The sequence below is a fragment of the Amycolatopsis benzoatilytica AK 16/65 genome, from assembly GCF_000383915.1.
GTDB lineage: Bacteria > Actinomycetota > Actinomycetes > Mycobacteriales > Pseudonocardiaceae > Amycolatopsis > Amycolatopsis benzoatilytica.
In genome coordinates this window covers 805,388-818,805 of record NZ_KB912942.1, presented here as the reverse complement: position 1 = coordinate 818,805, position 13,418 = coordinate 805,388, and the positions used below count along the sequence as shown (strand labels likewise).

Below are 13,418 nucleotides of genomic sequence, written 5' to 3'. Positions count from 1 at the left end.
GAACATTGAGGGACTCTGAGTCCCTCAATGTTCCCTTCACGACGTGCCGAGGCCGCGGTAGGCGATGTATGCACGCTCAGCCCCAGCGCAGCGCGAACCACAGCCGCATCCGGGTCTCCGGGTCGGCCAGTCGCACGTCCAGCGCGCGCTCCACCTGCCCGATCCGGTGCCGGACGCTGTTGCGGTGCACACCGAGTTCCGCGGCGGTGCGGTCCCAGCTGCCATGGTGGGCAAGCCAGACCCGCAAGGTCGGCACCAGTTCGCGTCCGTGCGCGCGGTCCAGTTCCTTCAGCGGAGCCAGCAGCCGCTCGGCGAACGCGCCAGCCGCGTCCGGCGGGACCAGCTGGTCGAATCCGAGCGGATCGGCGCCGGCGGCCAGCGGACGGGACAACGCACGGGCGCGGGCCAGCAGCAGTTCTGTCTCCGCGACCGCGGCGGGCAGGTCCGCGGCCGGGCGCGGCGGACCGGCGACCGCGAGCCAGCCGTGTTCGAGCAGTCCGTCGAGGTCGGCGGGCTCGTCTCCGGCGATCGCGTAGAACTGGGGCCCGGGCAGCACTCGCACCAGCGGAGTGTCGAGCCGCGCGCGCAGCCAATCCGGCCGCTGGGACAGCGCGTCCGGGCCTTTGCGGTGCGCGACTCCGGCGACAAGCCGGGCCTGATCGCTGCCGACCACTCCGGCGAGCGCCTCCGCGCTCGCGCCGCCGAGCAGCAACGCGGTCGCGGCGGCGCCCAGTTCCGCACTGTCCGAACCGGCCCTCCCGACCAGCCCGAGCAGCGCCGCGCCGACCGCCAGGATCGCCCGGTCCCCGCTGCCGAACCGGTCCGCCCGCCCGATCACGACCAGGTGCGCGGCGGTCGCCTGCGGGTAGACCGGCTGCGCCACGATGTGCGTGCCGTCCGGCAAGTCCGTCGAGGCGATCCGGATTCCGGTGCCGGACCGCAGGGTCGCGAGAAGTTTCTTCACCGGCAGCGGCAACGGCTGCGGAGCCTCGTAGCCCGCGGCCAGCACGTCGCCAGCGCCGACCATAGCGACCCACGCGCGCAACCGACCGGCGAGCGCGGCGACCAGTTCGCCCAGACCGCCGCCCGCGGCGCGAGTCAACGCCTCGCGCGCTTCGGCGAGCCGCCGTTCCTCGTGCCGCTCCGCCTCCGCGAGCGCGACCGCGACCGCGCGGTTGATCGCCAAGAACGGCGTGGCCGGGCGCACGACGAGAAGCGGGAGCCCGTTCTTGACGCAGGCGTCGCGCAACGCGGACGGCAGGGTCTCCGAGACGGTCGGCGTGAGGCCGAAACCCAGCGCGGCCACGCCCGCGTCGCACAGTCTCCGCACGTAGCGGTCCGCGTCCCGCGGAAGGTTCACGCCCGCGGTGAGCACCAGCTCCGCCCCGACGAGATACGGCGCCGGATCGGCCAGCTCACTGACGTGCGCCCAGCGCACCGGCCGGTCCAGCGCGCCCGGGAGCAGCGTTTCGGGCACTGTCTCAAGCGCCAGCTCCGGGTTGCCGACAACAGTGCGTAATGGAACCGTCACCTCAACTGGTACGACAGCATCCCGCTGGGTCATTTGAACCAACCTCCCGCAAATTCCGGGATAGATGGTCCCATCCCGTCGTGAGGTCGGCCGGACCTACGGTGTCCGGCAAGAACCCACCCTGTTTCTAGGAGGACCCGTGGGCGGCGACTATGCGGTGATCGCGCTGTACATCGCGGGCATGATCGGGGTCGGCTGGATCGGCCTCCGGCTGGCCAAGACCAAGTCCGACTACCTGGTCGCCGGGCGGCGGCTCGGCTGGTTCATGTACTCCGGCACGATGTCCGCGGTCGTGCTCGGCGGCGCGTCCACGGTCGGCGGCGTGAAGCTCGGCTACACCTACGGCATCTCCGGCGCCTGGCTGGTGATCACCATCGGCGTCGGGATCCTCGTGCTGCACGCGGTTTTCGCGCGACGGCTGGTGCGGCTGCGCGTGTACACCGTCGGCGAGATGCTCGACCTGCGCTATGGCGGCCGCGCCAGCGCGGTGTCCGGCGCGGTGATGTGGGGCTACACGCTCATGCTCACGGTCACCTCGACGCTGGCCTTCGCGTCCATCTTCAAGGTGCTGTTCTCGATCCCCAGCTGGGCCGGGATCGCCCTCGGCGGGTCGATCGTGGTGCTGTACTCGGTGCTCGGCGGCATGTGGTCGATCACGTTGACCGACATCGCCCAGTTCGTCATCAAAACCGTCGGCATCCTGCTGGTGCTGCTGCCGATCGCGGTCGTCTCCGCGGGCGGCTTCGGCGGGATGGCCGAGAAGCTGGACGCGTCGTACTTCGAGTTCTCCTCGATCGGCGGCGAGACGATCCTGACTTACTTCCTGATCTACACGTTCGGCCTGCTGATCGGGCAGGACATCTGGCAGCGGGTGTTCACCGCGCGCACGCCGAAGATCGCGACCGGTGGGGGCATCATTTCCGGCGTCTACTGCCTCGTGTACGGCATCGCCGGCGCACTGATCGGCACCGCGGCGAAGGTGCTGTACCCGGATCTCGGCAGCGCGCAGGACGCCTTCGCCACGATCGCGGAACGGCTGTTGCCCACCGGCGTACGCGGTCTCGTGCTCGCCGCGGCGCTGTCCGCGCTGATGTCGACCTCCAGCGGCGCGCTGATCGCTTGCGCCACCACGACGACGTCGGACCTGCTGCGCAAGGTCGGTCTTAAGAGCGGCGAGGTGCTGCGCAACCGCGTCACGACGCTGGTGCTCGGCATTGTCGCGATCGGCATCGCGATGCTGGTGGACGACGTCGTCAACGCGCTCACTATCGCGTACGACATCCTCGTCGGCGGCTTGCTGGTGACGATCATCGGCGCGCTCTTCTGGAAGCGCGGTACTCGCGAAGGCGCGTACGCGTCGATGGTGACCGGCACGGTGTCCGTCATCGCCTTCATGATCATCGACGGCGTCGCAGCCAACAGCCCGATTTATTGGGGTCTCGGAGTCAGCCTGATCGTGTACGTCGCTGTCAGTCTCGTGACGCCGCGCACGCCGGACAGCATTCTTTCCGTGTGGACACAACGTCTTCACGGGTCCGAAAACCCCGCAGCCGCTGAAGATCTCAGCACATCCGGAACACGACAGGAGTTGGCCCAGTGAGTGAACAGCGTCCGGTCGGCCCGGTCGACTCGTCGCAGATCCCGCGCTTCGCCGGTTTCGCTACCTTCGCCCGGCTGCCGCGGATCGACGAGGTGTCGAACGCTGACGTGGCGGTGGTCGGCGTGCCGTTCGACTCGGGCGTCTCGTACCGTCCCGGCGCACGGTTCGGTCCGGCTTCGCTCCGCGAGGCGAGCCGGCTGCTGCGGCCGTACCACCCGGTGCTGGACGTGTCTCCGTTCGCGGAGAAGCAGGTGGTGGACGCGGGCGACATCGCCGTGAACCCGTTCCACATCGGCGAAGCGATCGAGAAGCTGCAGCAGGAAGCCGAAGTGCTCACCGCGGGCGACACCCAGTTAGTGACCATCGGCGGCGACCACACCATCGCGTTGCCGCTGCTGCGCGCGGCGGCGAAGAAGCACGGTCCGGTCGCGCTGCTGCACTTCGACGCACACCTCGACACCTGGGACACCTACTTCAACGAGCCGTACACGCACGGCACGCCGTTCCGTCGTGCTGTCGAGGAAGGCATTCTCGACACCAGCGCGCTGTCGCACGTCGGCACGCGCGGTCCGCTGTACGGCAAGCGCGACCTCGAAGACGACCGACGGCTCGGCTTCGGCATCGTCACCTCCAGCGACGTGCTGCGGCGAGGCGTCGACGAGACGGTGGACGCGCTGCGGCAGCGCATCGGGGACCGTCCGCTGTACGTGTCCGTGGACATCGACGTGCTCGACCCAGCGCACGCGCCCGGCACCGGGACCCCCGAAGCGGGCGGCTTGACCAGCCGCGAGCTGCTGGAGATCCTCCGCGGACTGCGCGGGCTCAACCTGGTCGGCGCGGACGTCGTGGAGCTCGCTCCGGCCTACGACCACGCCGAGATCACCGCGATCGCCGCTTCGCACGTCGCCTACGACCTGGTCAGCCTGCTGGCGCTCGGACGCGACGCATGACCCGGATCGGTGGCGACGTCGTCGTCGAAACGCTGCGGTCCCTCGGCGCGGACACCGTGTTCGGACTGCCCGGCCAGCACGCGCTCGGCCTGTTCGAGGCGCTCCGCCGGGCCGACGACGTGCGCGTGATCAGCGCGCGGGTGGAGAACAATCTCGCCTTCGCCGCGGACGGACACGCGCGCGCCCGGCTGGCCGCCGATCCGCACGGCCCGGTGCCGGTCACGCCGATGATCGTGTCGACCGGCCCCGGCGCGCTGCTCACCCTGGCGTCACTGCAGGAATCGCGTGCCGCGTCGGTGCCGGTGCTCGGGATCTCCAGCCAGGTCCCGGTGGCCGGCCTCGGCGGCGGACGGCACGGGTACCTGCACGAGCTGCCCGATCAGCAGGCCAGCTTCTCGGGCGTCGTGAAGTCGGTGCACGTGGTCCGGTCGATCAGCCAGATCCCGACCGCGGTGCGCGAGGCGTGGGCCTCTGCCGCCACCGCACCGTATGGACCGGTGTGGGTGGAGATCCCGCAAGACGTGCTGCTCGCCGCGGCGACTCTGCCGCCGCTGACCACGGTCACCGCGGTCCCGGCACCGCTCGAACCGCTGCCGGAGCTGGTGGCGGAAGCGGCGAAACTCCTTGCCACCGCTGAGAATCCGGTCATTCTCGCAGGCGGCGGCGCGCTCCGGTCCGGTGCGCACGACGAACTTCGCCAGCTCGCCGAGACCCTTCGCGCGCCAGTGGTGTCGACGTTCGGCGGCAAGGGTGTCTTCGCCTGGGACCACGAGCTTTCCGCGCAATCCTGGCTGGAAGACTGGCACACCACGGAATTCCTGTCCGCCGCCGACGTGCTGCTGGTGCTCGGCTCCGGCTTGGGCGAGCTGTCCAGCAATTACCGCGAGTTCGCGCCCCGCGGGCGGCTCGTGCAGGTGGAGGCGGACCTCGGCAAGCTGGAGTCGAACTACCCAGCGCTCGCGCTGCACGCCGACGTCCGGCCCACCCTCCGCGCGCTGCTGGACCAGCTGACGCCGCGCCCCGCGGACGGCCGGGCCGAAGCGGCGGTCAAGGATCTCCTCTCCCGCGTCGAAGCCCGGCTGTCCGAGCAGCCGCTCGAACTGGAGCGGAAGCTGATCGAAGACATCCAGGCGGCGCTTCCGGAAGGCACCCAAACCTTCTGGGACATGACCATCGCGGCGTACTGGGCGTGGTCGGCCTGGAACCCCGACCACGCGCCGATCCACACCGCGCAGGGCGCCGGCGGCCTCGGCTACGGCCTGCCCGGCGCGCTCGGCTCGGCCGCGGCTGGCATCCGCGCGCTGGCCGTGTCCGGCGACGGAGGCGCGATGTACGGGCTGGCCGAGCTCGCCACCGCCGTGCAGCACCAGCTCGACGTGACCTGGCTGATCGTCGACGACGGCGGCTACGGCATCCTCCGCGAGTACCTCACCGACGCGTTCGGCCAGACCACCGCGACCGAGCTGCCCCGGCCGGATTTCGTCGCGCTCGCCGAGTCGTTCGGCGTCCCCGCCCGGCGCACCACCGCGGACACCGTCCGCGCCGATCTCGCTGAGGCGCTGCGCATGCCCGGCCCTTCGGTCGTCGTTCTTCCCGCGGTGCTGAAGATGTTCGCCCCGACCCACCTTGAGCATCCGTGATTCAGCTCCGCTCGCGGGTACGTGGGGCTCTTTCTTTTCCCGTGGCCGCGGCAGAGCTGCACGACAAGGACGTGAAGGGCCCCTCGCAGGACTCGGATTCCCACACACCACCAGCCAGGGCCGTGAAGGACCCCTTGCGGGACTTGGATTCCCTCAAGGGGCCCTTCACGGACTGAAAGCCATCACGGGCTCAACTCAGGCGCGGGGCTTCCCGCCGGTCGTCTCCTCGACGTCCGAGTCCGATCCGAGCCGTCCCGCGGCCCACTCCGTGATCCGGCGCGCCACGTCCTGGGCGGTCAGGCCGATCCGGTCCAGTACCTCGCCCCGGGTGCCGTGGTCGTGGAACGCCTGCGGCACCGCGAGGTCGCGCAGCGGCACGTCGCACTCCGCATCCCGCAGCACCGCGGCCAGTGCGGAACCGAATCCGCCGTGCCGACCGCTGTCTTCCACGGTCACCACGAGCTTGTGCTGTTCGGCCAGCGCCACCAGCTCGGCCGGTACCGGCACCACCCAGCGCGGGTCCGCGACCGTCACGCCGATGCCCTGGTCCGCGAGCCGGTCCGCGGCCGACAGAGCCAGCTGCGCGAACGGGCCCACCGCGACCAGCAGCACGTCCGTGGACGCCGAAGGACGGCGCAGCACGTCGACCGTGCCGATCCGCTCCACCGCGGGCACGTCCGGGCCGACGCTGCCCTTCGAGAACCGCAGCGCGGTCGGGCCGTCCTGGATCGCGACCGCTTCGCGCAGTTCCTCGCGCAGAGTTCCCGGATCGCGAGGCGCGGCGACCCGCATCCCAGGCACCATGCCGAGCAGCGAGAGGTCCCACATGCCGTGGTGGCTCGGGCCGTCCGGGCCGGTGATGCCCGCCCGGTCCAGCACCAGCGTGACCGGCTGGCGGTGCAGCGCCACGTCCATCAGCACCTGGTCGAACGCGCGGTTCAAGAACGTCGAGTACAGCGCCACCACCGGGTGACAGCCGCCCATCGCGAGCCCGGCCGCCGACGTCACCGCGTGCTGTTCGGCGATGCCGACGTCGAACCAGCGGTCCGGGAAGCGCTCGGCGAACTTCTCCAGGCCGGTCGAGCGCAGCATCGCGGCGGTGATCGCCACGACGTCCTCGCGCTCCGCCCCGATCTTCGCCAGTTCGTCGCCGAACACGCCGGTCCAGCTCGGGCCCTTCACCGGCGGCAGGCCGGTCTCCGGGTCGATCGGGTCGGTCTGGTGCATCTGGTCGGCCTGGTTGTTGACCGCGGGCGCGTAGCCGTGGCCCTTCTCGGTCACCACGTGCACGATCACCGCGCCGCCGAACACCCGGGCGCTCTGGAACGCCTTCTCCAGCGCCACCAGGTCGTGCCCGTCGACCGGTCCGAGGTACTTCAGGCCCAGGTCGGAGAACATCATCTGCGGGCTCAGCGCGTCCTTGATGCCCGCCTTCGCCGCGTGCAGCGCCGCGTAGATCGGCTTGCCCACCACCGGGGTGCTGCGCAGCAGCTCGCGGCCGCCGTCCAGCAGCCGCTCGTAGCCCGGCTGCAGCCGCAACGACGCGAGATGGTCGGCCACCCCGCCGATGGTCGGCGAGTACGACCGGCCGTTGTCGTTGACCACGATCACCACCGGTCGGTCCTTGCGCGCGGCGATGTTGTTGAGCGCCTCCCAGCACATGCCGCCGGTCAGCGCGCCGTCGCCGACCACCGCGATCGCGTGCCGGCGCGGGCCGCCGGACAGCTCGAACGCCTTCGCCATTCCGTCCACATAGGACAGTGCGGCGGACGCGTGACTGCTCTCCACCAGGTCGTGCTCGCTCTCGCTGCGGCACGGGTACCCGGTGGGGCCACCCTGCTGGCGCAGCTTGTCGAACTGGTCGTGCCTGCCGGTGACGATCTTGTGCACGTACGCCTGGTGCCCGACGTCCCACACGATCGCGTCGCGCGGCGAGTCGAACACCCGGTGCAGTGCGAGGGTCAGTTCCACGACGCCCAGGTTGGGGCCGAGGTGCCCGCCCGAGCGGCGGACTTTGTCGACGAGGAAGTCCCTGATCTCGGCCGCCAGCTCGCCGAGGTCCTCGACGCTCATGCGCTTCAGGTCCGCCGGTCCGTGCACCGAGTCCAGCATGGTCACCGCTCCACCTCGCCCGTGTCTTCTCTCCGCCGGTCCGGCCAGTCTACGGACGGCCGCTACCGCGGTCCGGCCCCCCGCCGCCCGGAGCACAGCCGCCGCCGGTCCGCAACTCCACGTGCGGGGAAGATCACCTGCTCGGTCGGTCAACTCGCGGTCACCCCGCGTGTTCGCGATAATCCCGGACGGACCCCGAGCCCGAGAGGACCCCATGGCGGACTTGTACATCGGCGGCGAATGGGTGGACGCGCGCGCGGGCGGCCGGCGCGAGATCCGGTGCCCCGCGGACGGCAGCCTGGTCGCCGAGGTCGCGGAGGCTGCGCCGGAGGACACCGAGGCCGCCATCGCCGCTGCCCGCCGGGCGTTCGACACCGGTCCGTGGCCGGGCACCCCGGCCGCCGAGCGCGGGAACCTGCTGCTGCACGCGGCCGACCTGCTCGACCGGGACGCCGAGGCGTTCGCCCGCGCCGAATCGCTCGACACCGGCAAACGCCTGGTGGAGAGCCGCTACGACATGAGCGACATCGCGGCCTGCCTGCGCTACTTCGGCAAGCTCGCGGGCAACGAGGCGGGCCGGGTCGTGGACACCGGCAGCGCCGACTCGTTCAGCCGGATCGTCTACGAACCCGTCGGCGTCTGCGGCCTCATCACGCCGTGGAACTACCCGCTGCTGCAGACCGTCTGGAAGATCGCGCCGGCGCTGGCCGCGGGCAATACGTTCGTGCTCAAGCCGAGCGAGCTGACGCCGCACACGTCGATCCTCTTCATGAAGCTGCTCTCCGAGGCCGGACTCCCCGGCGGCGTCGCGAACCTCGTGCTCGGCGCCGGCCCGACGGCGGGCGCGCCCCTTTCCACGCATCCGGACGTCGACCTGGTTTCGTTCACCGGCGGGCTGGCCACCGGCAAGGTGATCGCGGCGAACGCGGCGGCGACGGTGAAGAAGGTCGCGCTCGAACTCGGCGGGAAGAACCCGAACGTCGTGTTCGCCGACGCGGACTTCGAAACCGCGGTCGACTACGCGCTGACCGCGGTGTTCCTGCATTCCGGCCAGGTGTGCTCGGCCGGCGCGCGGCTGATCGTCCAGCGCGAATGGCACGACGAGTTCGTCGACGAGCTGGTGCGCCGCGCCGAGCGGATCCGCCTCGGCGGGCCGTTCGACGAGAACGCCGAGACCGGGCCGCTCATCTCGGCCGCGCACCGGGAAAAGGTGGAGCGCTACGTCGCCACCGCGATCGAGGAAGGCGCGGTGCTGCGCACCGGCGGCAAGCGCCCGGACGATCCGGCGTTGCAGGAGGGCTTCTACTACTTGCCGACGATTCTCGACAACGTGCGGCAAGGCAGCACCGCCGTCGTCGAGGAGTCGTTCGGCCCGGTGCTGACCGTGGAGACGTTCACCGACGAGGACGACGCGGTCCGCATCGCCAACGACACCCATTACGGCCTGGCCGGCGGGGTCTTCACCCAGGACGCCGCGCGCGCCCAGCGGGTGGCGAACCGGCTGCGGCACGGCACGGTGTGGATCAACGACTACCACCCGTACCTGCCGCAGGCCGAATGGGGCGGGTACAAGCAGTCCGGCTTCGGCCGCGAACTCGGCCCGACCGGGCTGGCGGAGTACACCGAGGCCAAGCACATCTACCAGAACCTGAGGCCGGGCCCCCAGCGCTGGTTCTCCGGCTGATCCCCCGGGTGCGCGGGCGCGTGCCGGACCGGGGCCTGCGTTGCCCGGCCGCCCCTGCGCACGCGAACCCCATCGAAAGGATCTCGTGCCCTTGACCGACACCGGCGACCAGGAACTCGGCGAATTCGGCTACACCAACCAGCTCAAGAGAACGCTCGGCAGTTTTCACACCTTCGCTGCCGGGATCAGCTACATCTCGGTGCTGACCGGGGTGTTCCAGCTTTCCTACCTGGGGCTGTCCGAAGGCGGGCCGGCGTATTGGTGGTCCTGGCCGGCGGTGTTCCTCGGGCAGCTGACGGTGGCGCTCTGCTTCGCCGAACTGGCCGCGCAGTATCCGGTCGCCGGTTCGATCTACAACTGGACGAAAAAGCTCAGCAATCCGCACATCGCCTGGATGGCGGGCTGGATGATGCTGCTCGCCTCGATCGTCTCGATTTCCGCGACCGCGCTCGCCTACCAGCGGACGCTGCCGCAGATCACCCAGTTCTTCCAGTTCATCGGCGACGGGACCGGCACCAGCGACGCGGCCAACGGCGTGCTGCTGGCGACCGTGCTGATCGCGTTCACGACGCTGGTCAACGCGTTCGGCGTGAAACTGATGGCCCGGATCAACAGCGCGGGCGTGTTCGTCGAGCTGCTTTTCGCGGTGCTGCTGGTGGTGTTCCTCGCGTTCCATTTCGTGCGCGGCCCGTCGGTGGTGACCCAGACGAACGGGACCGAGGCCGGGCATTCGTCCGGGTACCTTGGCGCGTTCCTGATCGCCGGGATCGCCTCGTCGTATGTGATGTACGGCTTCGACACCGCCGCCTCGCTCGGCGAGGAGTCGCTGAACCCGCATCGAAACGCGCCGAAGGCGATCCTGCGCGCGCTGATCGCGTCGTTCGTGCTGGGCGGACTGATCATTCTGTTCGCGCTGATGGCGGTCGGCAGCATCCACGCACCGGAACTGGGCACGGTCGGCCTGCAGTACGTGCTGACCGACGCGCTCGGCCCGGCGATCGGCCGGGTGTTCCTGTTCGTGGTGTTCATCGCGATCACGGTGTGCGTGCTGGCCGTGCACACCGCGGCGATCCGGATCGCGTTCGCGATGGCCCGGGACAACGCCCTGCCCGGCGGCCGGAAACTGGCGCGGGTCAACAAGAAGACCGGCACGCCGGTGCTGCCCGCGATCGTGATCGGCGTACTCGCGGTGGCCCTGCTGGTGCTGAACATCAACTCCACGCAGATCTTCTCCGCGGTCACCAGCCTCGCGATCATCCTGATCTATCTGGCCTACCTGCTGGTCACCGTCCCGATGCTGATCCGCCGGCTGCGCGGCGGCTGGCCGCGCAGCGACGCCCCGTCCGGCCGGTTCTCCCTCGGCCGCTGGGGCCTGCCGGTGAACGTGCTCGCGGTGCTGTGGGGCGGCGCGATGACGATCAACCTGGCCTGGCCGCGCAACGAGATCTACAACGCGTCCCCTCCGTTCCACTGGTACCTGAAATGGATTTCGGTGTTGTTCGTCGGCGTCTTCGCGGCCGGCGGCTTCGCTTACTACTGGTTCGTGCAACGACACAAGGTCGGGGTGCTGGCGGACCACGCCGCCGCCCTCGCGTCCGACGAGGAGGTTTCCCGGTGAGCGGTGCGGAATTCGACTACGTGGTGGTCGGCGGCGGCACGGCCGGATCGGTGGTGGCCGCCCGGCTGTCGGAGGACCCGGGCGCGACGGTCTGCGTCCTCGAGGCCGGACCGTCCGATGTGGACGTTCCGGAGGTGCTCGAGCTCACCCGCTGGATGGGCCTGCTGGAGTCCGGGTACGACTGGGACTACCTGGTGGAGCCACAGGAAGCGGGCAACTCCTTCCTGCGCCAGGCCCGCGCCCGGGTGCTCGGCGGGTGCTCGTCGCACAACTCGTGCATCGCGTTCTGGGCGCCGGCCGAGGACCTGGACGAGTGGGCCGCGATGGGACTGCCCGGCTGGTCCGCGGCGGACGTTTTCCCGTTGTACCGCCGGTTGGAGACCAACGACGGCCCGGGCGGGCACCACGGCCGTTCCGGCCCGGTGACCATCCGGTCGGTGCCGCCGCGCGACCCGACCGGCGTCGCGCTGCTGGCCGCCTGCGCGCAGGCGGGCATCCCGACCGCCGAGTTCAACTCCGGCAAGACCGTCACGCACGGCGCGAACTGGTTCCAGATCAACGCCCGCGAGGACGGCACCCGCTCGTCGGCGTCGGTGTCGTACCTGCACCCGGTTCTGGGCAAGCGGCCGAACCTGGAGGTGCGGACCGGCGCGCGGGCGAAGCGGCTGGTCTTCGACGGACGCCGGTGCACTGGCGTGGAAATCCTGGACGCGGACCTGATCCACCACAGCACGATCACCGCGCGCCGGGAGGTGATCGTGAGCTCCGGCGCGATCGACACGCCGAAACTGCTGATGCTGTCCGGCATCGGCCCTGCCGAACACCTGCGCGAGGTCGGCATCGACGTGCTGGTAGACTCGCCCGGCGTCGGCGCGAACCTCGAGGACCACCCCGAGGGCCTGGTGATGTGGGACGCGCTGCAGCCGATGGCCACCGAATCCACGCAGTGGTGGGAGATCGGCATCTTCACCACGACCGAGCACGGCCTGGACCGCCCGGACCTGATGTTCCACTACGGCTCGGTGCCGTTCGACCTGAACACCGTCCGGCACGGCTATCCGACGACGGAGAACGGCTTCTGCCTCACCCCGAACGTCACCCGCAGCCGCTCCCGCGGCACCGTGCGGCTGCGCACCCGCGACTTCCGCGACAAGCCGCGCGTGGACCCGCGGTATTTCACCGACGAATACGACATGCGGGTGATGACCTACGGCGTGAAGCTGGCCCGGGAGATCGCCGCCCAGCCGGCCCTCGACGAGTGGGCCGGGACGGAACTCGCGCCCGGCCGCGACTGCACCACCGACGACGAGATCGCCGACTACCTGCGCAAGACGCACAACACGGTGTACCACCCGGCGTGCACCGCCCGAATGGGCGCGGACGGCGACCCGGACGCGGTGCTGGACGCGCGGCTGCGGGTGCGCGGAGTGGAGGGGTTGCGGGTGGCGGACGCTTCGGTGATGCCGTTCCTGGTGACCGTGAACCCGTGCATCACGACGATGGCGATCGGCGAGAAGTGCGCGGATCTGCTGAAGGAGGACCGAGGCTGAGAGGCCCGCGGGCGCTCGCCCGGGCCAGCCGGTGAGCCCTCGCGCGGCCCGCGCTCCTGCCGCGACCGCCCGCGTAAGCCTGTGCCGAAACATGCCTGCCCCTCCGCTTCGAGACCGGCCGGCCGAAGCCGGCGGGTGGCGCACCTGCCGTGATGCGCATCCGGTCAGTCGCCCAGCGGCGCGGAGAGGTTCTCAAGTGGCCAAATTGTGACCACCGTCACACTGCAGGCTCGTGCCGGTCGACCCGGAAAATTCTCCGGAACCGCCCGGCACGAGTCGTAAACTTCGTTGCATGGCAGGCAATCGGGCGCTCGGGTGGGCCGGGACGGTCGCCGCGGTCGGGGGCGGCGTCGGGCTTGCGTTGCCGACCGCTCACTACCTGCCTGCGCACTTTCCGCCGGGGGCTGCCGAGCCAGACCTGGACCTCGGGCTCCGGCTGGCCTGCGCGGGTGCGCTCGCGTTCGCGTTCGGGCTGGCGGTCCTCACACTGCGACGGCGCCAGGACGAGCCGCTCGCCTTCACGACTCTCGCCGGGATCGCGGTAGCCGGCATTCTGCTGCGCTACCTGATCGTCACGCTGCCCAAGGACGACGACCTCGCCCCGTCCGCAGGAGTGTCGCCTGCGGTCGGGGCGTGGGTCCTGCTGGTGTCCGGGCTCGTACTGGTCGCGACGGGGCTCGCGGCGGCCGCCGCGGTGCAGCGGTCGACCTGACGGCACCTCGCCGCCGCCAGA

General features: G+C 70.5%; 9 protein-coding genes. 7 read left to right on the top strand and 2 right to left on the bottom strand.

Going from position 1 to position 13,418, the window contains the following annotated elements; translation table 11 throughout:
* Positions 1–76 precede the first annotated feature (76 nt).
* Positions 77–1,564, bottom strand: a complete 1,488-nt coding sequence (locus AMYBE_RS0103835) for a PucR family transcriptional regulator (protein ID WP_027927351.1) — start codon at positions 1,562–1,564, stop codon at positions 77–79.
* Positions 1,565–1,670: 106 nt separating this feature from the next.
* Here AMYBE_RS0103835 and AMYBE_RS0103830 point away from each other — a divergent pair, with 106 nt between their 5' ends.
* Genes AMYBE_RS0103830 through AMYBE_RS0103820 form a run of 3 tightly spaced genes read left to right on the top strand, consistent with a single transcriptional unit; the run spans position 1,671 to position 5,721 of the window.
* Positions 1,671–3,131 (top strand): sodium:solute symporter family protein, encoded by a 1,461-nt coding sequence (locus tag AMYBE_RS0103830; RefSeq protein WP_020658015.1) that lies wholly within the window; start codon positions 1,671–1,673, stop codon positions 3,129–3,131.
* Entirely contained in the window at positions 3,128–4,081 is a 954-nt protein-coding gene (speB, locus tag AMYBE_RS0103825) for an agmatinase (protein WP_020658014.1), read from the top strand. Before AMYBE_RS0103830 ends, speB begins: the two co-directional genes overlap by 4 nt.
* Complete coding sequence (locus tag AMYBE_RS0103820; RefSeq protein ID WP_020658013.1) at positions 4,078–5,721, top strand: thiamine pyrophosphate-binding protein; 1,644 nt, start codon at positions 4,078–4,080, stop codon at positions 5,719–5,721. The genes speB and AMYBE_RS0103820 overlap by 4 nt, the downstream gene beginning before the upstream one ends.
* 195 nt (positions 5,722–5,916) lie before the next feature.
* Here the strand turns inward: AMYBE_RS0103820 and dxs are convergent, their stop codons facing one another.
* Positions 5,917–7,839 (bottom strand): 1-deoxy-D-xylulose-5-phosphate synthase, encoded by a 1,923-nt coding sequence (gene dxs, locus AMYBE_RS0103815; protein WP_020658012.1) that lies wholly within the window; start codon positions 7,837–7,839, stop codon positions 5,917–5,919.
* A gap of 208 nt (positions 7,840–8,047) precedes the next feature.
* On the opposite strand from dxs, the gene AMYBE_RS0103810 reads away from it, so the two are divergent.
* The 4 genes from AMYBE_RS0103810 (at position 8,048) to AMYBE_RS0103795 (ending at position 13,397) form a co-directional block, all read left to right on the top strand.
* Positions 8,048–9,517, top strand: coding sequence for an aldehyde dehydrogenase family protein (locus tag AMYBE_RS0103810; RefSeq protein ID WP_020658011.1), 1,470 nt, complete (start codon positions 8,048–8,050; stop codon positions 9,515–9,517).
* A 91-nt stretch (positions 9,518–9,608) separates the two neighbouring features.
* On the top strand, positions 9,609–11,135 hold the full coding sequence (locus AMYBE_RS0103805) for an APC family permease (RefSeq protein ID WP_020658010.1): 1,527 nt from the start codon (positions 9,609–9,611) through the stop codon (positions 11,133–11,135).
* A complete protein-coding gene (locus tag AMYBE_RS0103800) occupies positions 11,132–12,685 on the top strand; it encodes a GMC family oxidoreductase (protein ID WP_020658009.1) in 1,554 nt (517 codons plus the stop codon). Before AMYBE_RS0103805 ends, AMYBE_RS0103800 begins: the two co-directional genes overlap by 4 nt.
* Before the next feature lie 292 nt (positions 12,686–12,977).
* Positions 12,978–13,397, top strand: a complete 420-nt coding sequence (locus tag AMYBE_RS0103795) for a hypothetical protein (RefSeq protein ID WP_020658008.1) — start codon at positions 12,978–12,980, stop codon at positions 13,395–13,397.
* Positions 13,398–13,418 lie beyond the last annotated feature (21 nt).

Excerpts from the sequence above, each read along its gene's own strand:
- AMYBE_RS0103835 (WP_027927351.1), bottom strand. The coding sequence starts at position 1,564 with ATGACCCAGCGGGATGCTGTCGTACCAGTTGAGGTGACGGTTCCATTA.
- AMYBE_RS0103820 (WP_020658013.1), top strand. The coding sequence starts at position 4,078 with ATGACCCGGATCGGTGGCGACGTCGTCGTCGAAACGCTGCGGTCCCTC.
- AMYBE_RS0103810 (WP_020658011.1), top strand. The coding sequence starts at position 8,048 with ATGGCGGACTTGTACATCGGCGGCGAATGGGTGGACGCGCGCGCGGGC.
- AMYBE_RS0103795 (WP_020658008.1), top strand. The coding sequence starts at position 12,978 with ATGGCAGGCAATCGGGCGCTCGGGTGGGCCGGGACGGTCGCCGCGGTC.